General features: G+C 60.4%; 23 protein-coding genes. 15 read left to right on the top strand and 8 right to left on the bottom strand.

The annotated features are described in order from the left end of the window. Positions 1-260: 260 nt before the first annotated feature. Positions 261-1,373, bottom strand: a complete 1,113-nt coding sequence (locus SLW75_RS14575) for an enoyl-CoA hydratase/isomerase family protein (protein WP_410934788.1) — start codon at positions 1,371-1,373, stop codon at positions 261-263. A 172-nt stretch (positions 1,374-1,545) separates the two neighbouring features. Between SLW75_RS14575 and ung the strand changes: the two genes are divergently transcribed. Further along, positions 1,546-2,241, top strand: a complete 696-nt coding sequence (gene ung / locus SLW75_RS14570; protein WP_410934787.1) for a uracil-DNA glycosylase — start codon at positions 1,546-1,548, stop codon at positions 2,239-2,241. 199 nt (positions 2,242-2,440) lie between these two features. Here the strand turns inward: ung and SLW75_RS14565 are convergent, their stop codons facing one another. The 4 genes from SLW75_RS14565 to SLW75_RS14550 all read right to left on the bottom strand — a co-directional run bounded on the left by SLW75_RS14565 (position 2,441) and on the right by SLW75_RS14550 (position 6,509). Further along, positions 2,441-3,487: an AbrB family transcriptional regulator gene (locus SLW75_RS14565; RefSeq protein ID WP_410934786.1), complete on the bottom strand. Its 1,047-nt coding sequence runs from the start codon at positions 3,485-3,487 to the stop codon at positions 2,441-2,443. Further along, positions 3,480-4,994, bottom strand: coding sequence for a tripartite tricarboxylate transporter permease (locus tag SLW75_RS14560; RefSeq protein WP_065992418.1), 1,515 nt, complete (start codon positions 4,992-4,994; stop codon positions 3,480-3,482). Before SLW75_RS14560 ends, SLW75_RS14565 begins: the two co-directional genes overlap by 8 nt. A 1-nt stretch (position 4,995) precedes the next feature. Beyond that, a complete protein-coding gene (locus SLW75_RS14555) occupies positions 4,996-5,454 on the bottom strand; it encodes a tripartite tricarboxylate transporter TctB family protein (protein ID WP_108122261.1) in 459 nt (152 codons plus the stop codon). A 74-nt stretch (positions 5,455-5,528) separates the two neighbouring features. Beyond that, positions 5,529-6,509: a Bug family tripartite tricarboxylate transporter substrate binding protein gene (locus tag SLW75_RS14550; protein WP_065992422.1), complete on the bottom strand. Its 981-nt coding sequence runs from the start codon at positions 6,507-6,509 to the stop codon at positions 5,529-5,531. 474 nt (positions 6,510-6,983) lie between these two features. Here SLW75_RS14550 and SLW75_RS14545 point away from each other — a divergent pair, with 474 nt between their 5' ends. Further along, entirely contained in the window at positions 6,984-7,655 is a 672-nt protein-coding gene (locus SLW75_RS14545; RefSeq protein ID WP_065992426.1) for a response regulator, read from the top strand. Beyond that, positions 7,648-9,072 (top strand): sensor histidine kinase, encoded by a 1,425-nt coding sequence (locus tag SLW75_RS14540; protein ID WP_410934785.1) that lies wholly within the window; start codon positions 7,648-7,650, stop codon positions 9,070-9,072. Before SLW75_RS14545 ends, SLW75_RS14540 begins: the two co-directional genes overlap by 8 nt. A gap of 18 nt (positions 9,073-9,090) precedes the next feature. On the opposite strand, the gene SLW75_RS14535 is transcribed toward SLW75_RS14540, so the two are convergent. Together SLW75_RS14535 and SLW75_RS14530 are read right to left on the bottom strand one after the other, a co-directional pair. Beyond that, the gene (locus SLW75_RS14535) at positions 9,091-9,912 is read right to left on the bottom strand and encodes an HDOD domain-containing protein (protein ID WP_065992430.1); all 822 of its coding nucleotides are present in this window, start codon (positions 9,910-9,912) and stop codon (positions 9,091-9,093) included. A gap of 97 nt (positions 9,913-10,009) precedes the next feature. After that, positions 10,010-10,951 (bottom strand): YgfZ/GcvT domain-containing protein, encoded by a 942-nt coding sequence (locus tag SLW75_RS14530; protein WP_065992432.1) that lies wholly within the window; start codon positions 10,949-10,951, stop codon positions 10,010-10,012. Between the two features lie 142 nt (positions 10,952-11,093). Between SLW75_RS14530 and SLW75_RS14525 the strand changes: the two genes are divergently transcribed. Both SLW75_RS14525 and SLW75_RS14520 read left to right on the top strand, forming a co-directional pair. Next, entirely contained in the window at positions 11,094-11,348 is a 255-nt protein-coding gene (locus SLW75_RS14525) for a succinate dehydrogenase assembly factor 2 (RefSeq protein WP_065992433.1), read from the top strand. Next, on the top strand, positions 11,332-11,799 hold the full coding sequence (locus SLW75_RS14520) for a protein YgfX (protein WP_410928542.1): 468 nt from the start codon (positions 11,332-11,334) through the stop codon (positions 11,797-11,799). Before SLW75_RS14525 ends, SLW75_RS14520 begins: the two co-directional genes overlap by 17 nt. Here the strand turns inward: SLW75_RS14520 and nadB are convergent. Continuing rightward, positions 11,768-13,384 carry an L-aspartate oxidase gene (nadB, locus tag SLW75_RS14515; protein ID WP_410934784.1) on the bottom strand — a complete coding sequence of 539 codons (1,617 nt, stop codon included), beginning with the start codon at positions 13,382-13,384 and terminating at the stop codon, positions 11,768-11,770. The two genes, SLW75_RS14520 and nadB, sit on opposite strands and share 32 nt — an antisense overlap. Before the next feature lie 495 nt (positions 13,385-13,879). Between nadB and rpoE the strand changes: the two genes are divergently transcribed. From rpoE to recO, 10 genes are all read left to right on the top strand, one after another. Then, the gene (rpoE, locus tag SLW75_RS14510) at positions 13,880-14,461 is read left to right on the top strand and encodes an RNA polymerase sigma factor RpoE (RefSeq protein WP_037014368.1); all 582 of its coding nucleotides are present in this window, start codon (positions 13,880-13,882) and stop codon (positions 14,459-14,461) included. Between the two features lie 33 nt (positions 14,462-14,494). Then, the gene (locus SLW75_RS14505; RefSeq protein WP_065992442.1) at positions 14,495-15,082 is read left to right on the top strand and encodes a sigma-E factor negative regulatory protein; all 588 of its coding nucleotides are present in this window, start codon (positions 14,495-14,497) and stop codon (positions 15,080-15,082) included. 8 nt (positions 15,083-15,090) lie between these two features. After that, positions 15,091-16,053 carry a MucB/RseB C-terminal domain-containing protein gene (locus SLW75_RS14500; RefSeq protein WP_410934783.1) on the top strand — a complete coding sequence of 321 codons (963 nt, stop codon included), beginning with the start codon at positions 15,091-15,093 and terminating at the stop codon, positions 16,051-16,053. Between the two features lie 292 nt (positions 16,054-16,345). Beyond that, positions 16,346-17,782, top strand: a complete 1,437-nt coding sequence (locus SLW75_RS14495; protein WP_065992446.1) for a DegQ family serine endoprotease — start codon at positions 16,346-16,348, stop codon at positions 17,780-17,782. Positions 17,783-17,953: 171 nt separating this feature from the next. Next, positions 17,954-19,750, top strand: coding sequence for a translation elongation factor 4 (gene lepA / locus SLW75_RS14490; RefSeq protein ID WP_065992448.1), 1,797 nt, complete (start codon positions 17,954-17,956; stop codon positions 19,748-19,750). A 9-nt stretch (positions 19,751-19,759) separates the two neighbouring features. Beyond that, positions 19,760-20,614 carry a signal peptidase I gene (gene lepB / locus SLW75_RS14485; protein WP_065992450.1) on the top strand — a complete coding sequence of 285 codons (855 nt, stop codon included), beginning with the start codon at positions 19,760-19,762 and terminating at the stop codon, positions 20,612-20,614. A gap of 100 nt (positions 20,615-20,714) precedes the next feature. Beyond that, positions 20,715-21,092 carry a DUF4845 domain-containing protein gene (locus tag SLW75_RS14480; RefSeq protein WP_410934957.1) on the top strand — a complete coding sequence of 126 codons (378 nt, stop codon included), beginning with the start codon at positions 20,715-20,717 and terminating at the stop codon, positions 21,090-21,092. Beyond that, positions 21,089-21,778 (top strand): ribonuclease III, encoded by a 690-nt coding sequence (gene rnc, locus SLW75_RS14475; RefSeq protein WP_065992454.1) that lies wholly within the window; start codon positions 21,089-21,091, stop codon positions 21,776-21,778. The genes SLW75_RS14480 and rnc overlap by 4 nt, the downstream gene beginning before the upstream one ends. Beyond that, the gene (gene era / locus SLW75_RS14470; RefSeq protein WP_065992456.1) at positions 21,771-22,673 is read left to right on the top strand and encodes a GTPase Era; all 903 of its coding nucleotides are present in this window, start codon (positions 21,771-21,773) and stop codon (positions 22,671-22,673) included. Before rnc ends, era begins: the two co-directional genes overlap by 8 nt. A 166-nt stretch (positions 22,674-22,839) precedes the next feature. Next, entirely contained in the window at positions 22,840-23,529 is a 690-nt protein-coding gene (gene recO, locus SLW75_RS14465) for a DNA repair protein RecO (protein WP_065992457.1), read from the top strand. Positions 23,530-23,579: the final 50 nt, after the last annotated feature.

The raw sequence follows: 23,579 nt of genomic DNA, 5'->3' as shown, positions 1-23,579 counted from the left end.
TGAGGTGTACCACCTGACGCTTCCCCGGCTAAAGCCAGTCCTGTTAAAGGGGACTGATTTATTTACAACGCTTCACCGTAAATTAATCTGTCCCCGTCTTCTGAAAATCAAATAAATCAGACCCCTTTTAAAATCAAATAAATCAGACCCCTTTTAATACTCCTTTTAATATACAGGGGGTACGCATTCCAGTAGTAGGACCGGCTTCAGCCGGGAAGAGGCCCGTTAGAACACCCTCCATGCAGGCATGAACCAACGCCTCAATACTCTGACAAATCCGCCAGCGGGTGTCGGCCTTCCCAGGCTTTTTCGAAGTGCGCGTCCACCACCGCCAGAGGAATGGTAGAAATGTCCTGCCAGTGCCAGTGGGGCGTTTGATCCTTGTCGATCAGCCGCGCGCGCACCCCCTCGGCGAACTCGGGATGTCGGCAGCAATTCAGGGCCATGGTGTATTCCATCTGAAACACCTCGGCCAACGACAGATGCCGCGCCCGTTCGATCTGCTCCCACACCAGGTGCGCCGTCATCGGGCAGCCATCCGTCAGGGTCTTCGCCGCCTTGGCCAGTAAAAGGTCATCGCCATTCAAATGGTGTTTCAACGCATGCCAGGCGCTCGAGGCATCGGCCACATCCAGCAGCTCATCAATGCGCTCGCGACGAGGCAGCCATTGCGCGGCAGGCATCTGATCCACGGCCTCCAGCTGCAGGGCCCTGAACAGGCTGGTCAGTTGCACCTTCGTCTGCTCCTGCCAATTGAGCTGCAGCAGCCGGTCAATCATTTCCTCCTGCTGGTCGTCCAGCAGAAAGCGATCAGCGAGCCCGAGATCCAGCGCGTCACGGCCGTTGATGTGCGCACCGGTCAATCCAAGGAACAGCCCCAGTTTCCCCGGCAGTCGCGACAGGAACCAACTGGCGCCGACGTCAGGAAACAGGCCGATGCTGACTTCCGGCATCGCCAGCCGGCTGCTTGGTGTGACGACACGAATGTTCGCCCCTTGCAGCAGGCCCATCCCGCCGCCCAATACATAACCGTGGCCCCAGCAGATCAGCGGTTTGGGGTAGGTGTGCAGCGTGTAATCCAGTCGATACTCCGCCGCGAAAAACTGCGCAGCCAGCGGCGGAACCGTACCGGGCTGACCGCTCCCGGCCTCGACCAGCGCGCGCACGTCACCGCCGGCGCAGAAGGCTTTCTCGCCATTGCCGCGCAGCAACACGCAGACAATTTGCGGGTCGCTCGCCCAGTCGTTCAGTCGGTCCTGCAGCGCAAGAATCATCGGCAGCGACAGGGCATTCAGGGATTTTTCCGCATCCAGCGTGGCGATGCCCAGACGGGCACCGTCCGTGGCGGTGAGCTCTTCAAATTGCAGATTCATCGTGACCTCTTGTCAGTGGTACGGGGATCTCTCGAGGATTGTGAGTGCTCTCGACGCCCGGAAGTTGCAAACCGGTGGCTGTGAACGAGTGTAGGAAAGCCCACGGTGCGCTGCGCTGGAAATAATCAGCCACAGTCCCTAAAGTTGCGCATTGTTTCTGCCGGATTACACCATGACAAACGACGACCGCATCAAACTGGAGGCCAGCTGGAAGCAGGCCCTGCGCGACGAATTCGAGAAGCCTTACATGGGCGAGCTGCGCGAATTTCTGCGTCAGGAGCATGCGGCGGGCAAGGAAATCTATCCGCCGGGACCGTTGATCTTCAATGCGCTGAACTCGACGCCGCTGGATAACGTGAAGGTGGTCATCCTCGGTCAGGACCCGTATCACGGCCCCAATCAGGCCCACGGCCTGTGCTTCTCGGTGCAGCCGGGCGTGCCGGCGCCGCCTTCGCTGGTCAACATCTACAAAGAGCTCAAGCGCGACTTGAACATCGACATCCCCAACCACGGCTATTTGCAGTCGTGGGCCGAGCAGGGCGTTTTGATGCTCAACACCACGCTCACCGTCGAACGCGCCAACGCCGCCTCCCATGCCGGCAAGGGCTGGCAGCACTTCACCGACAAGATCATCGAAACCGTCAGCGCCCATCAGCCGCACCTGGTGTTCCTGCTGTGGGGCGCACACGCGCAGAGCAAGAAAAAACTGATCGATGCATCCAAACACCTGATCCTGACCGCCGTGCACCCATCGCCACTGTCAGCGTACAAAGGGTTTCTGGGCTGCGGGCATTTTGGTCTGGCAAACAAGTTTCTGGAGCAGAACGGCCTGGCGCCGATCGAGTGGCGATTGCCAGCCAGCGTCTGACGCAAATGCTTCGTCCGCCGCGAATTTTCTAGGAGCGCGCCCAACATCTGCGCCGGCCGCAGATCCCGATGTAGGAGCGTGGCTTGTCCCGCGATCGGCCGGGAACCGGTCGTGGAATGGGTGCATGGGGTGGATCAGGGAAGAAATCGATGACTGGTGTGCTGCCGCTGCGCGCCAGATCGCGGGACAAGCCACGCTCCTACAATTTTTTGCCTGCGCAGGCCTTGCGATTCCAATACCGAAACAACGGCTCGGCCAGAAACAACACGAACAACAACCGCATCACCTGCATCGCCGTCACCAGCGGCACCGACAGTTGCAGCACCTCCGCCGTCAGGCTCATTTCGGCAATCCCGCCGGGCATCATCCCCAGCGTCAACGAGCGCAAGTCCAGATGGGTCAACGCGCTCAGCCCCAGTGCGCACAACGCCGCGATGCTCATCGTCAGCGCCGTCCCCAGCAACGTGCGACCAATGAACGACGGCGCGCGACGAAAGAACGCGCGGTTGAAGTGGCAGCCCAGGCCGCTGCCGATCAGCCATTGCCCCAGCTGACTGCCGCCCTGAGGCAGGCCAATGTGCAAATCGAAACTGACGCTGATCACCGCACTGATCAGTAAAGGCCCGAACAGCCACGGATTGGGCTGTTTCAACCGCTGCCAGCCCCAGGCCACCAGCGCGCCCAGCGGAAACAGCAGCATCAGCCACCGCCAGTCCACCACCGTCGCGTGGGACGGCGCGCCGCCGTCGCCCATCAGATATTTGAAGATCGCCGGCACGCACAGCACCACCGCCAGCACCCGCAGACTCTGCCCGGCGGCGACGTTGCTGAGAATCGCGCCGTTGCGTGCGCCAAGGTTGACCATTTCGCCCGAGCCGCCGGGCATGCTGGAAAAGAACGCCGTCGCGCGGTCCTCGCCGGTGCGCAGCATCAGCCACACGCCCACCACGCTGGAGACGCTGGTGACCAGCGCACCGATAAAAATCAGGCCGAAATGGGAAAGGACTTGTTCGATGACCACGGGGGTGAAGTGCAGGCCGATGCCGATCCCGACCACCCATTGGCCGCATTTGCGGCCGCCGGGGATTTCAGCCAGCTGCCAGGGCGTGAGGCAGCGGACCAGAATGATCGCCAGTAACGAGCCGACCATCCAGGGCAGTGGCCAGCCGACCTGACTGGCGAGAAATCCCCCCAGCAGGCCGACCAGCGGTGTGCCCCACCACGTGCTGAATGGCCGGTCAGACATCGGCCAGCGCGCGACGCTGCCTGGAGCGCTTGCGCCAGATGCGGATCAGCGGGAACACCAGCATGAACGCCGTCACTACCCACATGCCCAGGGTGATCGGGCTCGACCACAGAATCTCCAGGCCGCCGTTGGAAATCGACAGCGCGCGACGCAGGTTCTGCTCCATCAGCCCGCCGAGGATGAACCCCAGCAGAATCGGCGACAGCGGGAAATCCAGCTTGCGCAGGATGTAGCCGAAGATGCCGATGCCGACCATCAGGAACAAGTCGAAGGTGGTGGCATGCACCGCGTAGACGCCGATCCCGGTGATGATCGCGATCACTGGCACCAGTGCCCAGTTCGGCACCGACAGGATGCGGGTGAAGATGCGGATCATCGGGATGTTGAGGATCACCAGCATGATGTTGGCGACGAACAACGACGCGATCAGGCCCCAGACGATGTCCGGTTGCTGTTGAAACAGCAGTGGCCCCGGTGTGATGTTGTACAGCGACAGGGCGCCGATCATCACTGCCGTGGTGCCCGAACCCGGAACGCCCAGCGTCAGCATCGGCACCAGCGCGCCGCAGGCCGTTGCGCCAATGGCGGTTTCCGGCGCCGCCAGACCGCGCATGTCGCCCTGTCCGAATTTACCGCTCGCGCCGGCGATACGTTTCTCGGACATGTAGGTCACGGCGCTGGCCAGCGTTGCCCCGGCACCCGGCAGCACGCCCATGATGAAGCCCATCAGACCGCAACGGATGTTCACCCAGAACACCGAACTGGCTTCCTTGAAGTTGAACATCATGCGCCCGGTGGCTTTCACCGCTTCCTGGCCGCGATGGGTTTTCTCCAGCAACAACAGGATTTCGCTGATCGAGAACAGGCCCAGCACCAGCACGACGAATTGAATGCCGTCCGCCAGATGGATGTTGTCACCGGTGAAGCGGTACACGCCGCTGTTGGCGTCGATACCGATGCTCGACAGAAACAGCCCGATCAACGCCGCGACAAAGGTTTTCAGCGGTCGATCGCCGGCCATGCCGCCCAGGCAGACGATGGCGAACACCATCAGCACGAAGTACTCCGCCGGCCCGAAGGCAATTGCCCATTTCGCCAGCAGCGGCGCGAACATGACCATGCCGCAGGTGGCGATGAACGCGCCGATGAACGAACTCCACGCCGACAGCGACAACGCCACGCCGGCCATGCCCTGACGTGCCATCGGGTAGCCGTCCAGCGCGGTCATCACGGTCGATGCTTCGCCCGGAATGTTCAGCAGAATGGAGCTGATGCGGCCGCCGTATTCGCAGCCCAGGTACACCGCTGCCAGCAGGATTAACGCTGATTCCGGCGGCAGGCCCAACGCAAATGCGATCGGGATCAACAGCGCCACGCCATTGATCGGACCCAGGCCGGGCAGCAGGCCGACGACGGTGCCGATCAGCGTGCCGGAAAGGGCGGTGATCAGGTTGTAAGGGGTCAGCGCGACGCCGAAGCCCTGGCCGAGATAGCCGAGAGTGTCCATATCAGTTCTCCAGAACGTCGAGCAGGCCGAGGGGCAGGGGCACATCCATCACTTTGTCGAACAGCACGTATAACGCGATGCTCATGAAGGTGATGATCACGACGCTTGGCAGCCAGCGGCCACCGTACAGGCGCGCCATGGGGATGCCGATCAGAATGCTGCTCAGCACGAAGCCCAGCGGCTCGAACAACCCGGCGAATACCAGCAACAGCAGGGTGCAGATGCCGATTTTGATCAGCGTCGGACGGTCCAGCGCCGGTTCTTCCTCGGAGTGCACGATCGGTGTCGGACGGATCGCCATGTACAGCAGCGATATGCCCATCAGCGCCAGCATCAGCAGCGGGAAGGCGCGGGGGCCAACGGGTTCGTAGGAAAACGGCGCCTGATAAGGCCATGCCATCATGGCGAGGCCGATACAGACCAGCAGCAGCACGACGGCGAAAATGCGTTGTATAACCATGGAAAACTCCCGGATCGCGCCACCGCGCAGGCGGCGCAATCCTCAGTCAATCGAGTACGCTTCGATGGGTTCAGTCACTGAATCAGGCCGAATTCCTTGGCCAGCGTTTTGTACTCGGCGACGCGGGTTTTCACGTACTTGTCCAGCTCTTCACCGGTCATGGCGAACGGGAACAGCTCACGCTGATCGCGCAGCTTGGCGAAGTCTTCCGAGGCCAGCAGCTTGTCGAACGCCGCTTTCCACCAGTTGTATTCCTCGTCCGACACCTTTGGCCCCAGATAGAAGCCGCGCACCACCGGCCAGACGATGTCGTAGCCCTGTTCCTTGGCGGTCGGAATGTTCTTCATTTCCGGCTCGTCCAGACGCTCTTCAGAGAACACTGCCAGCAGGCGCATGTCGCCGCTGAGGATGTGCGGCATGGAGTCGGAAATGTCGGTGGAGCCCACTTGGATGTGGCCGCCGAGCAGGGCAGTGGCGATTTCACCGCCGCCTTCGAGGGCGACATAACGCAGCTCCCGCGGGTTGATGCCGGCCGCCTTGGCGATGAGTGCGGTCTGCATCCAGTCCTGGCTGCCCACGGTGCCGCCTGAGCCGATGACGACTTTGCCCGGGTCGGCTTTCAGCGCTTTAACCAGATCGTCGAGGTTCTTGTAAGGCGAATCAGCCTTGACTGCGATCGCGCCGTAGCTGGTGCCGACGGCGGCCAGCCAGCGCACGGCGTTTTCATCGTAACGGCCGAATTTGCCCTGCGCCAGGTTCAGCAGCGAGCCGCTGGACCAGGCCACCAGCGTGCCGGCGTCGGCAGGGCGCTGGGCGACCACCGCGTTGTACGCCACGGCGCCGACGCCGCCCGGCATGTAGGTGACGCGCATCGGTTTGGAGAGGATTTTCTCGTTGATCAGCGCGCTCTGCGCCAGTTTGCACGTCAGGTCGAAGCCACCGCCGGGGGAAGCCGGCGCGATGCATTCAGGACGATTGGGCTCGGCGGCCCACAATTGGGTGGCCATCAGCATGCAGCTGGCGGCAACGCTGATTTGGCGCAACGATAGGTTCATGGTTCGTCTCCAGAGGAGTCGTTGTTTTAATGGGGGCAGGCGGTCGTACGTTTGTCAGGCAGTCGTCCCACAGCCTTGAGAAGGAGTGGGCCGACGCAATGCGGACGTGACGAAACACCGCGCAACAGGGCTGCGAGGTGAACAGTAAACACAATGGGATTCTGACGGCACGAGGGCCGATGATGGCAGTGAGGGCATCACTGATGACTCCGATATTGTTTTTATTGTTGAAAACGCATCAAGGCGTTTTTCGTCACGGCCCTGGCATCAGCAGCGTCGCGCGGGACGCAATCGTGACAAGTCGTAACGGGATCCTAATCAGCGAAGCTTTCGTGAACCTTTCAACTACCTTTCAGGAAGCTTTCAACTGATCCGCTTCAAGCGCAGGAGGTGGCTGTTCCCGCGCGTCGGACCTTCACAGACGACGGCGCCCCTGTAAACTCGGCCCATAAAATGCCCACTCTGGAGAAGTCGATGCGTGTCCTGCTCGTCGAAGATCATCTGCAACTGGCTGAAAGTGTCGCGCTGGCCCTCAAGAGCAGCGGCATGACCGTTGACGTTCTGCACGACGGCGTCGCAGCTGATCTGGCCCTGAGCAGCGAAGAATATGCCGCGGTGGTGCTCGACGTCGGCCTGCCGCGCATGGACGGCTTCGAAGTGCTGGCGCGTCTGCGGGCGCGGGGCAAGAACACGCCCGTGCTGATGCTGACGGCCCGCAGCGACGTCAAGGACAGGGTCCACGGCCTCAACCTCGGCGCCGACGACTACCTGGCCAAACCCTTCGAGCTGTCCGAGCTGGAAGCGCGGGTCAAGGCGTTGTTGCGCCGTAGCGTACTGGGTGGCGAACGCCAGCAACGCTGCGGGGAGCTGGTCTACGACCTCGACACCCGCCGCTTCACCTTGGGCGAAGAACTCCTCACGCTGACCTCCCGCGAGCAATCGGTGCTCGAATCGCTCATCGCCCGGCCCGGTCGGGTGATGAGCAAGGAGCAACTGGCGGCCCAGGTATTCGGCCTGGACGAAGAGGCCAGCGCCGACGCCATCGAAATCTACGTGCACCGTCTGCGCAAGAAGCTCGACGGGCACCCGATTGCGATCGTCACGTTTCGGGGTCTGGGTTATCTGCTGGAAAGCCGGGATGCTTAATCCGTTCCCTTCAGCGGAAAACAGCCTGCGCTGGCGCTTGCTGTGGAACCTCGGTCTGCTGCTGGTGATGCTGATGATCGCCAGCGGCATGAGCGCCTACTGGAACGGACGCGAAGCGGCAGACACTGCTTACGATCGCACCTTGCTGGCTTCGGCGCGGACCATCGCTGCCGGGTTGTCGGAACGCGACGGCACCCTCAGCGCCGACGTACCGTATGTGGCCCTGGACACCTTCGCCTACGACAGCGCGGGGCGCATCTACTACCAGGTCAACGACATCAATCAGAAGCTCATTTCGGGCTACGAAAATATTCCCGCGCCGCCCCAAGGCACGCCGCGCACCGACGCCTATCCGGCGCTCGCCAAGTTCTACAGCGCGCGTTATCAGGGGCAGGATGTGCGAGTGGTGAGCCTGCTCAAGGCCGTGAGCGAGCCGAACATGAACGGCATGGCCGAGATTCGCGTGGCGGAAACCGAAGAGGCGCGGGTCGACATGGCCCAGGCCCTGATGGCCGATACCCTGCTGCGTCTGGGCATGCTCGGCAGCGGCGCTCTGCTGCTGGTCTGGTTCACGGTCAGCGCCGCGTTGCGACCCCTGGACCGCTTGCGCACGGCGGTGGAAGAACGCCAGCCTGACGATTTGCGCTCGTTGCCGCTGGTCGAAGTGCAGCACGAGCTGCGTCCGCTGGTCAGCTCCCTCAATCATTTTACCGAACGGCTGCGCATGCAGTTCGAGCGTCAGGCGCAATTCATCGCCGACGCCGCCCATGAATTACGCACGCCGCTGGCTGCATTAAAGGCGCGGCTGGAGCTGGGGCTGCGTGATCAGGAGCCTGCGGCGTGGCGTAACACGCTGGAGAGCGCCGCCTCCGGCACCGACAAACTGACCCACCTGGCCAACCAGTTGCTGTCGCTGGCACGCATCGAAAATGGCGCGCGGGCCATTGCGGAGGGCGGCGCACAATTGCTCGACCTCAGTCAGCTGGCCCGGGAGCTGGGCATGGCCATGGCGCCGCTGGCCCATGCACGGGGTGTGGCATTGGCGCTGGAAGCCGACGAGCCGGTGTGGATGCGCGGCGAACCCACGTTGCTCAACGAACTGCTGAGCAACCTGGTGGATAACGCCCTGGCTCATACCCCGGCGGGCGGCAACGTGATTTTGCGTGTTCATGCGCCGTGTGTGCTTGAAGTCGAGGACGACGGCCCCGGCATCCCCGCCCACGAGCGCGAGCGAGTGTTCGAGCGCTTCTACCGGCGTAATCAGCAGAGCAAGGGCTCCGGTCTGGGATTGGCGATCGTGGGGGAGATCTGCAGGGCACACCTGGCGCGTATCACCTTGCATGACGGCGCACAGCGGGGCTTGAAAGTGAGGGTGAGCTTTATGGTGCCGGAGTCGGGGCTGGTGGGGCTGGTTTGACCGGTTAGGTCAACAGGATCAGTACAACAGCGTCATTGCCTGGTTCATCTCGTTGATCAGCCCGCCATCGGCCATGTTCAGGCCCAACCGCGCCACGGCGGGAACGGCCTGAAACTGCAGATTCGAGTACGGCGTGCCGTTCATTTCGTGAATGTGAATCGTCGCGACCTGGACCAGATCCACGTAGTCAGCCTGACCCGAGACACGGCTGAAATTCTGGAATTCCCGGGGCACGATCGCCAGGCCGTCCGGGAAATCCCATGAGCGCAGCAGCCGCTCGCCAATGATCGGATGGATGCGTTCGATGACGTGATTGAGGCTGATCGGGTCGGCGAGCAACTCGTAGTTGTCCTCGGCGTACGTCAGGATCGGCAACACACCAATAAGGTGGATGAGCCCGGCCAGCGTGGCCTTGTCAGCCTTGAGGCGCGCACTGCGGTAACTGAGGACATTACACACCCCGGCCACCTGCATGCTGAGTTTCCAGATGTCGCGCATCTTGGTTTCGATGACGTCGGATTTGGCGTGAAACATCTGCTCCACCACCAGCCCGATGGCCAGGTTACAGCTGTAGTTAACGCCCAGCCGTCGGACCGCCGTCAGCACGTCGCTGACTTCGAAATTGGGCCGCAGCAGGGGGCTGTTGACGACTTTGATCAGCCGTGCGGAAAGCGCGGTGTCGCTGCCGATGACCTTGCTCAGTGCAGCAATGGAGATTTCCGAGTCTTCCGCCGCGAGGCGGATTTTCAGTGCAACTTCGGGGAGAGTTGGCAGAAACAGAGCATCCTTGTCGATCGCCTTGATCAGATCCCTCTGCACTTCGTCAGCCATGCTACTCATATTGGATCTCTGGACATTGCATTCCGGCCAACGGCCGTCCACACGAGGGGACGGCGCTGGCAACTACGCCGACGTCTTGCACATGCCTCAACCGGGTTCAACGCTGTGTTTCGAGCTTCGCGTCGAGGGTGTATGGCAATTCGCTCATTTGCAGGGCCTCGCCATCTGCCGCACCCAGATGGATCCGGCCATCTTCCGCCGCATCCGCCTGCAAGACCGCCAGCACCTCGATCCCGACATCAGACCGGGCCGCGATCACAACGTTGCCTACTGCGCTTGAGTGAACCGGCGAAAACAGTGCAGCGCCCGGTTCAGGCAGTTCTGTGCTGCCCATGGTCAGGCGGTACAGCCGGCGTTTCAGCTTGCCGAGGTACTGCATGCGCGCCACGATTTCCTGGCCGGTGTAGCAACCTTTCTTGAAACTCACACCGCCCACGGCTTGCAGGTTGATCATCTGCGGAATGAATTCTTCGCGAGTCTGCCCGACCACCTGGCCGATGCCGGCGCGAATCTGCCCCAGCAACCAGTCGTTGAGCGGCGCTTGCGGCACGTGGGAGATCAGCCGGCTGCGCACGTCCTCGGCCTGCTCGGCACGTACCCACAATTCGGCACGGGCAGGGGAGACGCGAATGGCGATGAGGTCATTGGCGCGGACCACCGAGTCGGTCTCCTGCGCAAGGTCGAGGCCAAGGCTGACCAGTGCCCCGTCGCCATCCTGCAAGCCGAATCGCACCCAGGACACGCTTTCGTCGGTCAGTTTGGATTTGGAGAAAACCGCGTATTTCTTCAGGTCCAGCAATTGCGCTTCGATCAGCTCGCTGGACATCGCCAGCAGCACGCCATCACCTTCGAGCAGGATGCGGAAGCTCGACTGCATGCGGCCTTTTTGCGTGCAGCGCGCACCGAGGGTGGCTTTGCCTTCGCTTAGGTAGTCGATGTTGCAAGTCAGTTGGCCTTGCAGGAATTTGCCGGCATCCACGCCGCGAACGGCGAGCACACCTTCATGGGACAGGGGGCAGAAAAATGCTGGAACGGCCATGAGTCATCGCAGGGTAGAAGTCTGGGGCACCATCATAGTGCCGCGTGTCGTTAATGGGTATACGCAAAAAGCTGCGACTAACTGCAAGTACGCCCCGGGACGATGCGCCTGTATACTCGCCGGCAAATTCGAGGAGCCCTCCATGGTCGAAGATGTTGAACTCAATCGCCTCTTTTGGCACAGCCGTCGCGGCATGCTCGAGCTGGACGTATTGCTGGTGCCGTTCGTCAAAGAAGTCTACCCGACGCTCAATCAGGTCGATCGCGACCTCTACGTGCGCCTGCTGACCTGTGAAGATCAGGACATGTTCGGCTGGTTCATGCAGCGCGCGGAATCCGAAGATCCGGAGCTGCAACGCATGGTTCGGATGATCCTGGACCGTGTCCAGCCGAAGTGATCGCTTCGAATGCCGTTGGCAGCCTTCCCGGGCGCTGCTGACGGCGTACCTCGTCACGCAAATCCTTGCGCTGGCGTCGACCGTTTTCCTTTCAATTCCCTTGTGGGCAAAAGCCATCGGCGTCTTGCTGTGCGCCTTGCACGCAGCACGCAGTCTCCGGACGTTCATTCTGCTGGACCGGCCTCAGTCATCTACGGGGGTGCGCCGTGACGGCAGCGGCTGGGCGTTGTGGAGCGAGGAGGGCGGCTGGCAACCGGTGCAGCTGCGCCCCGACAGCCTGGCGCTGCCGCACCTGGTTGTGCTGCGTTTCAGGCGGATGACGGGCCATTGGCTGAGCCGCATGTGGGTGCGAAGCCTGTGCATCCCGGCAGACGCCATGGCCCCGGACAGTCACCGACGCCTGCGTTTGCGCCTGAAGTTCAGCCGGCGAAGGTGGGCGGCACCAGAATAGTGTCCAGCGCTTCGGGCAGCATGTCGGGGTAATCCAGCGTGTAGTGCAGACCGCGGCTTTCTTTGCGCGCCATCGCTGAAGCAATCATCAGCTCTGCCACTTGGGCCAGGTTGCGCAGCTCGATCAGATCGCGACTGACCTTGTAGTTGCTGTAGAACTCGTCGATCTCGTCCAGCAACAGCCGCACCCGATGCTGAGCGCGCTGCAGACGCTTGTTGGTGCGCACGATGCCCACGTAGTCCCACATGAACCGACGCAGCTCATCCCAGTTGTGGGCGATGATCACGTCTTCGTCGGAATCGGTCACCTGGCTCGAATCCCATGCCGGCAGGTTTTGCGGCTGGGGGACGTGCTCAAGCTGAGTCACGATGTCTGCCGCAGCCGAGCGGGCGTACACGAAGCACTCCAGCAGCGAGTTGCTGGCCATGCGGTTGGCGCCGTGCAGGCCGGTGAAGCTGGTCTCGCCGATCGCATACAGTCCAGGCACATCGGTGCGGCCCTGTTGGTCAACCATAACGCCGCCACAGGTGTAGTGCGCCGCCGGCACCACCGGAATCGGTTGACGGGTGATGTCGATACCGAACGTGAGGCAACGCTCGTACACGGTCGGGAAGTGGCTCTTGATGAAGTCTTCGGACTGGTGACTGATGTCCAGAAACACGCAGTCGGCGCCCAGGCGTTTCATCTCGTGGTCAATCGCCCGGGCAACGATGTCGCGGGGAGCCAATTCGGCCCTTGGGTCAAAACGCTGCATGAAGCGTTCGCCATCGGGCAGCTTCAGGTAAGCGCCTTCGCCGCGCAGGGCTTCGGTAATCAGAAAGCTCTTGGCCAAGGGGTGGTACAGGCAGGTGGGGTGGAACTGGTTGAACTCCAGATTGCCCACGCGGCAGCCTGCGCGCCAGGCCATCGCGATGCCGTCGCCGCAAGCGCCGTCTGGGTTGCTGGTGTAGAGGTAGACTTTCGCCGCGCCGCCGGACGCCAGAATGGTGAAACGCGCGCTGTGGGTGTCGACCTCTCCCGTCGAACGATCCAGCACGTAGGCGCCCAGGCAACGCTGCCCTTGCAGGCCCAGCCGGGACTCGGTGATGAGATCGACTGCCACGCGCTGTTCCAGCAATTCGATATTGGGGCGTGCGCTGGCCTGCGCCAGCAATGTGCGGAAGATCGCCGCGCCGGTAGCGTCGGCGGCATGAATAATCCGGCGATGGCTGTGACCCCCTTCGCGGGTGAGGTGAAACTCGAAGCCGCCGTCGACGACGGTCGAGGGGTCATCGCGGGTAAAGGGCACGCCAAGGTCGATCAGCCATTGAATGGCCTCGCGGCTGTGCTCGACGGTAAACCGAACTGCGTCCTCATGGCACAGGCCGCCGCCGGCGTTGAGGGTGTCTTCCACGTGTGACTGTATGGTGTCGGCGTCATCCAGCACTGCCGCAACGCCGCCCTGAGCCCAGAACGTCGAGCCGTTCGCCAGATCGCCTTTGCTGAGGACCGCCACGCGCAAATGCTCGGGCAATGTCAGTGCAAGACTCAAACCGGCTGCGCCGGAGCCTATTACCAATACGTCGTGCTGGAAATGCTGACTCATCTCAGGTACCGGCGTCTAAATGGCCACTAGTATAAGCAAGTGTGGAACGGCACAATGTCCGCGCTTTATGGCAACGGTGAATCACGGTGGGAGCGGAGTGTGCGCCACCTCGCAATCTCCCGCACCCCGTTTGATGGATGCGATCTTTCCCACAGCTTCATATGGATTGAGTCCTACAACTGACGGGGGATGTGTCTTACGGCCAATAATGAACGATGGGAACTTTTCACGAACCCGCACGTTCAATAGTGGGTTGCCCATAAAGGAACAGCGTCGACGTTACGCAGTGGCAGTTTCCAGCCAGTACGAACGTTTTTGACGACAAGATTATTTACGCAGCCGACCTGGTTCGAGCGGCGTTTTCTGTGCGGGCAGCAGACGCCCGCCGGAAACTTGCTTGAAGGGGGGAGAACTTTTGCTTAAAGCCCGAGTCTATGTTTGCAAGCCTGCGAAAGAGCCGATGCGATGCTCCTTTAAGCTTTATGAGGAGTGTTCATGCTAACCCAGGAAGAAGATCAGCAGCTGGTTGAACGCGTACAGCGCGGCGACAAGCGAGCGTTTGATCTGCTAGTGGTGAAATATCAGCACAAGATTCTTGGGTTGATCGTGAGATTTGTTCACGACACCCACGAAGCCCAGGATGTTGCGCAAGAGGCTTTTATCAAAGCCTATCGCGCACTTGGTAACTTCCGCGGTGACAGTGCGTTTTATACGTGGCTGTACCGTATCGCCATTAACACGGCGAAGAACTATCTGGTGTCGCGAGGTCGGCGTCCGCCGGATAGCGATGTCAGATCGGAAGACGCGGAGTTCTACGATGGCGATCACGGCCTCAAGGACATCGAGTCGCCAGAACGGGCATTGCTGCGGGATGAGATCGAAGGCACCGTCCATCGAACTATCCAGCTACTGCCAGAAGATTTGCGTACAGCTTTAACGTTGCGTGAGTTCGACGGTCTGAGTTACGAAGACATTGCCAGTGTCATGCAATGTCCGGTTGGTACCGTGCGCTCTCGCATTTTTCGCGCTCGGGAAGCCATCGACAAAGCCTTGCAACCTCTGTTGCAGGAAACCTGAGACAGCGGCGATAGCCACAAGAGAGGAACCGCCATGAGTCGTGAAGCCCTGCAGGAATCGCTGTCCGCGGTGATGGATAACGAAGCGGACGAATTGGAACTGCGTCGGGTGCTTAGCGCCATTGAAGATGCAGACACACGAGCCACCTGGTCCCGTTATCAGATTGCCCGTGCAGCAATGCATAAAGAACTGTTGCTGCCTCATCTGGATATTTCGGCTGCCGTTGCTGCCGGAATCGCTGATGAAGTCAGCCCGTTGAAGGCCGGTCGCGGCCCTTGGCGTACGCTGGGTCGCCTGGCGGTAGCCGCCTCGGTGACTGTTGCCGTTCTGGCTGGTGTCCGCTTGTACAACCAGGACGAAATTGCCGGGGCGCAACTGGCTCAGCAATCTCAGCCGGCCAACGTCGCAATGCCGCAGGCCAAAGGCCCGGCGGTGCTCGCAGGCTACACCGAGGGCGAGCAGTCCCCGGGTCCGATGGCCAGCGGTGTGCTGCAGAACCAGGCCGGTTGGCATGACCAACGTCTGCCAGGTTACCTGCGTCAGCATGCTCAGCAAGCTGCCATGAAAGGCGCTGAAGGCGCTCTGCCATACGCTCGTGCCGCAAGCCTGGAAAACCGTTAAGGAGGATCATGCGCGCCATCCCTCTACTGCCGCTTCTGCTGGGTGGATGGCTGGTCCTTCCAGCTCATGCCGATGACGCGCAAGACCAGCTGAAACGTCTTGCGCAGGCCGAGCAACGGCAAAGCTACACCGGCACATTCGTTTACGAGCGTAACGGAAGCTTCTCTACTCACCGAATCTGGCAGCGCGTCGCCGACGGCAAGGTTCGCGAGCATCTACTTCAACTGGATGGCTCTCCTCAGGAAGTACTGCGCGTCGACGGGGTTACCCAGTGCGTGAGCGGTACCCTCGAAGAGGGTGTGTCCAGCGTTCCCGATTCTCCGGCCCGAGCTTTTGATGCTGCCAGGTTGTCATCCTGGTATGACATCAAGTCAGCAGGCACCTCACGTGTTGCCGGACGTGTGGCCAATGTGGTGACGCTTACCCCCCGTGATCAGCACCGCTACGGCATCGAACTGCACCTCGACAGTGAAACCGGTCTGCCATTGAAGTCGTTGTTGCTCAGTGACAAGGGCCAATTGCTCGAGCGCTTCCAGTTCACCGACCTCTACACCTCGCAGTCGCTGACTGATCAGATGCTGTCGCCAAGTGCTGACTGCAAGCCGGTTGAAGTGGCCAGGTCCAAAGCAGATGCGCCAAAGCAGAATGTTGCATGGCGCTCGGACTGGTTGCCTCCCGGTTTTGACCTGAGCAGCGCTGCCGCACGCAAGGATCCGGACTCGAAAAGTCTGGTGACGAGCCTGATGTATGACGATGGCCTCGCCCGTTTTTCGGTGTTCGTCGAGCCCGTCACTGGCGCCGCGGTCACGGACATCCGAACTCAGTTAGGGCCAACTGTTGCCGTCTCCCGTCGCGTAACCACACCCAAGGGTGATGCGATGGTGACCGTGGTGGGCGAGATCCCCATTGGGACCGCCGAGCGCATTGCGTTGTCGATGCGCGACGATGCTGCGACCACGAGCAAGAACTGATTCTGCACGCCGGTGATGGCCACTATGAAAAAGGTTTCATTCGGTCGTTTCACGCTCACAAGCCTTTAAATATGGGCTTCACTGGTACTGCTGAAATGTTTAGTGCGCTTTGTCGGTTGCAATCGGGTGTATTTTTTTCTATAGGTCACAGCTTCGCAGCTGTGGCCTTTGTTGTTTCAGGGTCCAGGAAACTGGAGCAGACACAGGTGTCACGGGAAGCCGCGACACACAGATGCTTCGCGAGCCTGCGGGCTCGTACCGCTTAACCATGCTCGTTGTAAACGGGAGCCATATGTCGATACCACGCTTGAAACCTTACCTGGCCTGGATGGCCGCTGTGCTGATGCTTGGACAGGTCTTCACTGCTCAGGCCGAAGCCCTGCCGGACTTCACCTCTCTGGTGGAGCAGGCTTCCCCTGCAGTCGTCAACATCAGTACGCGTCAAAAACTGCCGGACCGCGCGGTTGCCCAAGGTCAGATGCCTGATCTGGAAGGCCTGCCACCGATGCTTCGTGAATTCCTTGAGCGCAGCACGCCGCCAGGCTCCCGTGCGCCAGGGGGCGGCAAGGGCGATCGCCAGCGTGAGGCTCAGTCACTCGGCTCGGGCTTCATCATCTCCGCCGACGGGTTCATCCTGACCAACAATCACGTGATCGATGGTGCCGATGAGATTCTCGTGCGTCTTTCAGATCGCAGCGAAATGAAGGCCAAGCTGATCGGCACCGATCCTCGTACCGACGTCGCGGTGCTGAAGATCGACGGCAAGGACCTTCCCACCGTCAAGCTGGGTAATTCCGACAAGCTGAAAGTCGGGGAATGGGTGCTGGCGATCGGCTCGCCGTTCGGCTTCGATCACTCGGTGACCAAAGGCATCGTCAGCGCCAAGGGCCGCAGTCTGCCGAATGATACCTACGTGCCGTTCATCCAGACCGACGTGGCGATCAACCCGGGTAACTCGGGCGGTCCGCTGTTCAACATGGCGGGCGAAGTGGTGGGTATCAACTCGCAGATCTTCACCCGCTCCGGTGGCTTCATGGGACTGTCGTTCGCCATCCCGATCGACGTGGCGATGGACGTTGCCAACCAGCTCAAGGCCAGCGGCAAGGTCAATCGTGGTTGGCTGGGTGTCGTGATTCAGGAAGTGAACAAAGACCTGGCCGAGTCCTTCGGTCTGGACAAGCCGGCCGGTGCGCTGGTGGCTCAAGTGCTTGAAGACGGACCGGCCGCCAAAGGTGGTTTGCAGGTCGGCGACGTGATCCTGAGCGCCAATGGCACGCCTATCGTCATGTCCGCAGACTTGCCGCACCTGATTGGCAACCTGAAAGACGGCAGCAAGGCCGAGCTGGAAGTGATTCGCGACGGCAAGCGTCAGAAGCTCACGGTGACTGTGGGTGCACTGCCGGCCGAAGGCGAAGAGATGGGCGCGGCTGACACCGGTGTTGAGCGCAGCAGCAACCGCCTGGGCGTTTCCGTGGTCGATCTGACCGCTGAACAGATGAAGTCGCTGGACCTGAAGGGCGGCGTCGTCATCAAGGAAGTCCAGGACGGTCCTGCGTCGCTGATCGGTCTGCAGTCGGGTGATGTCATCACTCACCTGAACAACCAGGCGATCACTTCGTCCAAGCAGTTCACTGAAGTGGCCAAGGGCTTGCCGAAGAATCGCTCTGTCTCCATGCGCGTGCTGCGTCAGGGTCGTGCGACATTCATCACGTTCAAACTGGCGGAATAGCCCGTCGGGAACAGCAAAAAGGAGCGGTCAGACCGCTCCTTTTTTTGTGTCCCCAGGGTGCATGGCGAGCAGGCGCTGCGCGTGAACGTGACGCCTGATCGTTCCTTCAGGTACAATTCCCGGCTATTTTTGGCGGGCAGTCTGCCTGCGACCTTTTTCGAGTGTTGATCCGTGAGTGATTTGAGTCATATCCGCAATTTCTCCATCATCGCCCACATTGACCATGGCAAGTCGACGCTGGCTGACCGATTTATCCAGATGTGCGGCGGCCTGACCGAGCGCGAGATGGAAGCTCAGGTCCTCGATTCCATGGACTTGGAGCGTGAGCGCGGGATTACGATCAAAGCCCACAGCGTCACGCTTTATTACAAAGCGAAGGACGGGATCACCTACCAGCTCAACTTCATTGATACCCCGGGGCACGTTGACTTCACCTACGAAGTCAGCCGCTCGCTGGCGGCATGTGAGGGCGCGTTGCTGGTGGTCGATGCCGGTCAGGGCGTAGAAGCCCAATCCGTCGCCAACTGCTACACCGCTATCGAACAGGGCCTGGAAGTCATGCCGGTCCTGAACAAAATTGACCTGCCTCAGGCCGATCCGGACCGGGTCAAGGAAGAAATCGAAAAGATCATCGGCATTGATGCCACCGACGCCGTGGTCTGTAGCGCCAAGACCGGCCTGGGCGTCGACGAAGTGCTGGAGCGTCTGGTTCACACCATCCCGGCACCGACCGGCAACATCGAAGATCCCCTGCAAGCGCTGATCATCGATTCGTGGTTCGACAACTACCTGGGCGTTGTTTCCCTGGTGCGTGTGCGTCACGGCCGCGTCAAGAAGGGCGACAAGATTCTGGTCAAGTCGACCGGCAAGATGCACCTCGTCGATAGCGTGGGCGTGTTCAACCCCAAGCACAGCGCCACCGCTGATCTGAAAGCGGGCGAAGTGGGCTTCATCATCGCCGGCATCAAGGACATTCACGGCGCGCCAGTGGGTGACACCCTGACCCTGAGCACCACCCCGGACGTTCCGGTGCTGCCCGGTTTCAAGCGCATCCAGCCGCAGGTCTACGCCGGTCTGTTCCCGGTCAGCTCCGATGACTTCGAAGACTTCCGCGACGCGCTGCAAAAGCTGACGCTGAATGACTCTTCCCTGCAGTATCTGCCGGAAAGCTCGGACGCGCTGGGCTTCGGCTTCCGCTGCGGCTTCCTCGGCATGCTGCACATGGAGATCATCCAGGAGCGCCTTGAGCGCGAGTACGACCTGGACCTGATCACCACCGCACCGACGGTCATCTTCGAGCTTCTGCTGAAGACCGGTGAAACCATTTACGTCGACAACCCGTCGAAATTGCCAGACCTGTCCACCATCGAGGACATGCGCGAGCCGATCGTGCGGGCGAACATTCTTGTGCCTCAAGAGCACCTGGGCAACGTCATTACGCTGTGTATCGAGAAGCGTGGCATTCAGCACGACATGCTGTTCCTCGGCACGCAGGTCCAAGTGACCTACGATTTGCCAATGAACGAGGTGGTGCTGGATTTCTTCGACCGACTGAAGTCGACCAGCCGCGGTTATGCGTCGCTGGACTACCATTTCGATCGTTATCAGTCGGCCAATCTGGTTCGCCTGGACGTGATGATCAACGGCGACAAGGTCGACGCTCTGGCGCTGATCGTGCACCGTGACAACGCCGCCTATAAAGGCCGCGCGTTGACTGAAAAGATGAAAGAACTGATTCCTCGTCAGATGTTCGACGTGGCAATCCAGGCCGCCATTGGCGGTCAGATTATCGCGCGTACAACCGTCAAGGCGCTCAGAAAGAACGTACTGGCCAAATGTTACGGTGGTGACGTCAGCCGTAAGCGCAAGCTGCTCGAGAAGCAGAAGGCCGGTAAAAAACGCATGAAGCAGGTCGGCAACGTGGAAATTCCACAAGAAGCCTTCCTTGCAGTGCTCAGGTTGGAATAGTCAGGCCCTATGTCACTAAATTTCCCGCTGTTGCTGGTCGTCGCCGTGTTTGTCTGCGGTTTGCTGGCCCTGTTCGATCTGGTCATATTGGCGCCGCGTCGCCGTAACGCGATAGCGAACTATCAGGGCAGCGTGAGCCAGCCTGATGTCGCGGTCGTGGAGCGGTTGAACAAGGAGCCGTTTCTGGTCGAATACGGCAAATCGTTCTTTCCGGTGTTGTTCATCGTTCTGGTCCTGCGCTCGTTTCTGGTTGAGCCGTTCCAGATCCCGTCGGGCTCGATGAAGCCGACGCTGGACGTGGGCGATTTCATCCTGGTCAACAAGTTCTCGTACGGCATTCGCCTGCCGGTGATCGACCTCAAGGTCATCCCGGTTGGAGACCCGCAGCGTGGCGACGTGATGGTGTTCCGCTACCCAAGCGATCCCAACGTCAATTACATCAAGCGGGTCATCGGCTTGCCAGGTGATGTGATTCGCTACACCAACGACAAGCAGTTGTTCATCAACGGTCAGTTGGTGGCCAAGCAGTTGATCGGTTCGGAGCCGGGCACGCTGGGCAGCGCAGAGCTTTACAACGAGAAGCTGGGCGAAGTGGAACACCAGATCCGTCAGGAAATGAGCCGCTACCGCGCGCCGCCTGATCATGAATGGACCGTTCCGGCCGCGCACTACTTCATGATGGGCGACAACCGCGACAATTCGAATGACAGCCGTTACTGGGATGATCCCAACATTCCCAAGGACGAGCTGGGCATGGTCCCCGACAAGAATATCGTCGGCAAGGCCTTCGCGGTCTGGATGAGCTGGCCTGAACCCAAGCTCAGCCACTTTCCGAACTTCTCGCGAGTCGGTCTGATCAAGTAACCGATGCGGCGCTGCCATTGGCAGCGCCGTATGTCATTCAGGGCCATGTTGCGTGGCCGATCTCGCAGGTGACAGGGAAGGGCTACTCTTGAAAACAATCATGACGTCTGCCGGTCCGCAAAAAGGCCTCTCTTTCATCGGCTGGCTGGTGTTGCTGGCGATTCTGGCCTTCGCCGGAAGCACCGCCGCCAAGATCGTGCCGCATTACATGGACTACCTGTCTATGAAGAAAATCATCGAAAGTGCCGGCACTGATCGCACGGCAGACATCACCAACGCCGGTGACCTTTACGGCTATGTGGCCAAAGGTATGCAGGTTAATAACATTCGGGATTTGGATTTGAACAAGGCGTTAACTGTGACGACGGAGAACAACAGGTTCCTCGCTCATTTGAACTACGAAAAACGTGAGTCACTGATCCAGAACATCGATCTGGTGGTCAAGTTCGACCACGAATTCAGCGTGGGTAAACCGTGAGCGTTTCATTGAGTCGCCTGGAGCGTCAGCTCGGCTATACCTTCAAGGATCAGGAGCTGATGATCCTGGCGCTGACCCACCGCAGCTTTGCCGGACGCAACAACGAGCGTCTGGAATTCCTCGGTGATGCCATTCTCAACTTCGTCGCCGGCGAAGCGCTGTTCGAGCGTTTCCCCCAGGCGCGTGAAGGTCAGTTGTCCCGTCTGCGCGCCCGTCTGGTGAAAGGCGAGACCCTTGCGCTTCTGGCTCGCGGTTTCGATCTGGGCGAATACCTGCGCCTGGGCTCGGGTGAGTTGAAGAGCGGCGGCTTTCGCCGTGAGTCGATTCTGGCTGACGCACTGGAAGCCCTGATCGGTGCGATCTACCTCGACGCCGGGATGGACATGGCAAGGGAGCGCGTGCTCGCCTGGCTGGCCAGCGAGTTCGAAACCCTGACCCTGGTCGACACCAACAAAGACCCGAAAACACGGCTGCAGGAATTCCTTCAGTCACGCGCCTGCGATCTGCCACGCTATGAAGTGGTGGATATCCAGGGCGAGCCGCATTGCCGAATCTTCTTCGTCGAATGCGAGATCTCTTTATTGAATGAAAAAAGCCGGGGACAAGGCGTAAGCCGTCGCATTGCCGAACAGGTAGCAGCGGCCGCAGCCCTTATCGCCCTGGGTGTGGAGAATGGCAATGACTGATTCACCTGCAACACGCTGTGGCTATGTTGCCATTGTTGGCCGGCCAAACGTGGGCAAGTCGACGCTGCTGAACCACATCCTCGGCCAGAAACTGGCAATCACGTCGCGCAAACCGCAGACGACCCGGCACAACATGCTTGGCATCAAGACTGAAGGCGCCGTGCAGGCGGTCTATGTCGATACCCCCGGCATGCACAAAAACAGCGACAAAGCGCTTAACCGCTACATGAACAAGACCGCCTCGGCAGCGTTGAAAGACGTCGATGTGGTGATTTTCGTGGTCGACCGCACCAAGTGGACCGAAGAGGACCAGATGGTTCTCGAGCGCGTGCAGTACGTGACCGGCCCGTTGATCGTGGCGCTGAACAAGACCGATCGCATCGAAGACAAGAGCGCGCTGATGCCGCATTTGTCCTGGCTGCAGGAGCAACTGCCGAACGCCCAGATCATCCCGATCTCGGCGCAGCAGGGGCATAACCTGGAAGCGCTGGAGAAGGTCATTGCCGATCAGTTGCCGGAGAATGAGCACTTCTTCCCGGAAGATCAGATCACCGACCGCAGCAGCCGTTTTCTCGCAGCGGAACTGGTGCGCGAGAAGATCATGCGTCAGCTTGGCGCCGAGCTGCCGTACCAGATCACCGTCGAGATCGAGCAATTCAAGCAGCAGGGCAAGACGCTGCATATTCACGCGCTCATTCTGGTCGAGCGCGACGGGCAGAAGAAAATCATCATTGGCGACAAGGGCGAGCGCATCAAGCGCATTGGCTCGGATGCGCGTCGTGACATGGAAGTGTTGTTCGATTCCAAGGTCATGCTCAATCTGTGGGTCAAGGTCAAAGGCGGCTGGTCCGATGACGAGCGCGCGTTGCGTTCGCTGGGTTACGGCGACTTGTAATCTAAGCAGTCTGGTTGTGCCGAACACGTGTGGGAGCGAGCTTGCTCGCGAAGAGGATGTGACATTCAGCATTTGATGTTGACTGGGATCGCCTGTTCGCAGGCAACCTCACTCCCACAGTCGTTTCAGATTGCCCGTCCGGCCGCGTTCTTTCATCGAGATAGCCATGTCACAGACCCCTCCCGTCGGTCAGCTCGCTTATGTGTTGCACAGCCGTGCATACCGCGAAAACAGCGCACTGGTCGATTTCATCACCCCGCAGGGTCGCTTGCGTGCGGTGTTGCGCAGCGCTCGGGGAAAGGCGGGGACGATGGCGCGTCCGTTCGTGCCGCTCGAAGTGGAGTTTCGCGGCCGGGGCGAGCTGAAGAACGTGGGGCGCATGGAAGGCGTCGGCGTCGCTACGTGGCTGGAAGGCGAGGCGCTGTTCAGCGGTCTCTATCTCAATGAATTGCTGATTCGTCTGTTGCCCGCCGAAGACCCGCACCCGGGCGTGTTCGAGCATTACGCTGCGACCCTTGTGGCCCTGGCCGAAGGGCGCGCGCTGGAACCGTTGCTGCGCTCGTTCGAATGGCGGCTGCTGGACGATCTCGGTTACGGCTTTGCGCTGGATGCAGACGTCAACGGTGATCCCCTGGCCAGCGACGGCCTGTACCGGCTTCAGGTGGACGCAGGCCTTGAGCGGGTGTATCTGTTTCAGCCGGGATTGTTTCAGGGCGCCGAATTGCAGGCGATGTCTGAAGCGGACTGGACTTCGCCGGGCGCGCTGTCGGCGGCCAAGCGTCTGATGCGCCAGGCCCTCGCCGTGCATCTGGGTGGGCGGCCGCTGGTCAGCCGTGAATTGTTTCGCAAACTCTAGCGTCCAGCGGCGCAAACCTAGAAAATCCTTCCTCGCTTGCGCAATCAGCC

It is taken from the genome of Pseudomonas sp. W5-01, assembly GCF_046540435.1.
Classification (GTDB): Bacteria; Pseudomonadota; Gammaproteobacteria; order Pseudomonadales; family Pseudomonadaceae; genus Aquipseudomonas; species Aquipseudomonas graminis_B.
Note: the sequence above shows the minus strand (reverse complement) of the source record. Positions and strands in the feature narration are given on the sequence as shown.

What these genes read in the sequence shown, in the direction of transcription:
- SLW75_RS14575 (WP_410934788.1), bottom strand. Translation starts at nt 1,373, where the DNA reads ATGAATCTGCAATTTGAAGAGCTCACCGCCACGGACGGTGCCCGTCTG.
- lepB (WP_065992450.1), top strand. Translation starts at nt 19,760, where the DNA reads ATGTCACTAAATTTCCCGCTGTTGCTGGTCGTCGCCGTGTTTGTCTGC.
- SLW75_RS14540 (WP_410934785.1), top strand. Translation starts at nt 7,648, where the DNA reads ATGCTTAATCCGTTCCCTTCAGCGGAAAACAGCCTGCGCTGGCGCTTG.
- era (WP_065992456.1), top strand. Translation starts at nt 21,771, where the DNA reads ATGACTGATTCACCTGCAACACGCTGTGGCTATGTTGCCATTGTTGGC.
- SLW75_RS14565 (WP_410934786.1), bottom strand. Translation starts at nt 3,487, where the DNA reads ATGTCTGACCGGCCATTCAGCACGTGGTGGGGCACACCGCTGGTCGGC.
- SLW75_RS14495 (WP_065992446.1), top strand. Translation starts at nt 16,346, where the DNA reads ATGTCGATACCACGCTTGAAACCTTACCTGGCCTGGATGGCCGCTGTG.
- SLW75_RS14535 (WP_065992430.1), bottom strand. Translation starts at nt 9,912, where the DNA reads ATGAGTAGCATGGCTGACGAAGTGCAGAGGGATCTGATCAAGGCGATC.
- ung (WP_410934787.1), top strand. Translation starts at nt 1,546, where the DNA reads ATGACAAACGACGACCGCATCAAACTGGAGGCCAGCTGGAAGCAGGCC.
- SLW75_RS14525 (WP_065992433.1), top strand. Translation starts at nt 11,094, where the DNA reads ATGGTCGAAGATGTTGAACTCAATCGCCTCTTTTGGCACAGCCGTCGC.
- rpoE (WP_037014368.1), top strand. Translation starts at nt 13,880, where the DNA reads ATGCTAACCCAGGAAGAAGATCAGCAGCTGGTTGAACGCGTACAGCGC.
- SLW75_RS14500 (WP_410934783.1), top strand. Translation starts at nt 15,091, where the DNA reads ATGCGCGCCATCCCTCTACTGCCGCTTCTGCTGGGTGGATGGCTGGTC.
- nadB (WP_410934784.1), bottom strand. Translation starts at nt 13,384, where the DNA reads ATGAGTCAGCATTTCCAGCACGACGTATTGGTAATAGGCTCCGGCGCA.
- SLW75_RS14545 (WP_065992426.1), top strand. Translation starts at nt 6,984, where the DNA reads ATGCGTGTCCTGCTCGTCGAAGATCATCTGCAACTGGCTGAAAGTGTC.
- SLW75_RS14550 (WP_065992422.1), bottom strand. Translation starts at nt 6,509, where the DNA reads ATGAACCTATCGTTGCGCCAAATCAGCGTTGCCGCCAGCTGCATGCTG.
- SLW75_RS14530 (WP_065992432.1), bottom strand. Translation starts at nt 10,951, where the DNA reads ATGGCCGTTCCAGCATTTTTCTGCCCCCTGTCCCATGAAGGTGTGCTC.
- SLW75_RS14560 (WP_065992418.1), bottom strand. Translation starts at nt 4,994, where the DNA reads ATGGACACTCTCGGCTATCTCGGCCAGGGCTTCGGCGTCGCGCTGACC.
- recO (WP_065992457.1), top strand. Translation starts at nt 22,840, where the DNA reads ATGTCACAGACCCCTCCCGTCGGTCAGCTCGCTTATGTGTTGCACAGC.
- SLW75_RS14480 (WP_410934957.1), top strand. Translation starts at nt 20,715, where the DNA reads ATGACGTCTGCCGGTCCGCAAAAAGGCCTCTCTTTCATCGGCTGGCTG.
- SLW75_RS14555 (WP_108122261.1), bottom strand. Translation starts at nt 5,454, where the DNA reads ATGGTTATACAACGCATTTTCGCCGTCGTGCTGCTGCTGGTCTGTATC.
- SLW75_RS14505 (WP_065992442.1), top strand. Translation starts at nt 14,495, where the DNA reads ATGAGTCGTGAAGCCCTGCAGGAATCGCTGTCCGCGGTGATGGATAAC.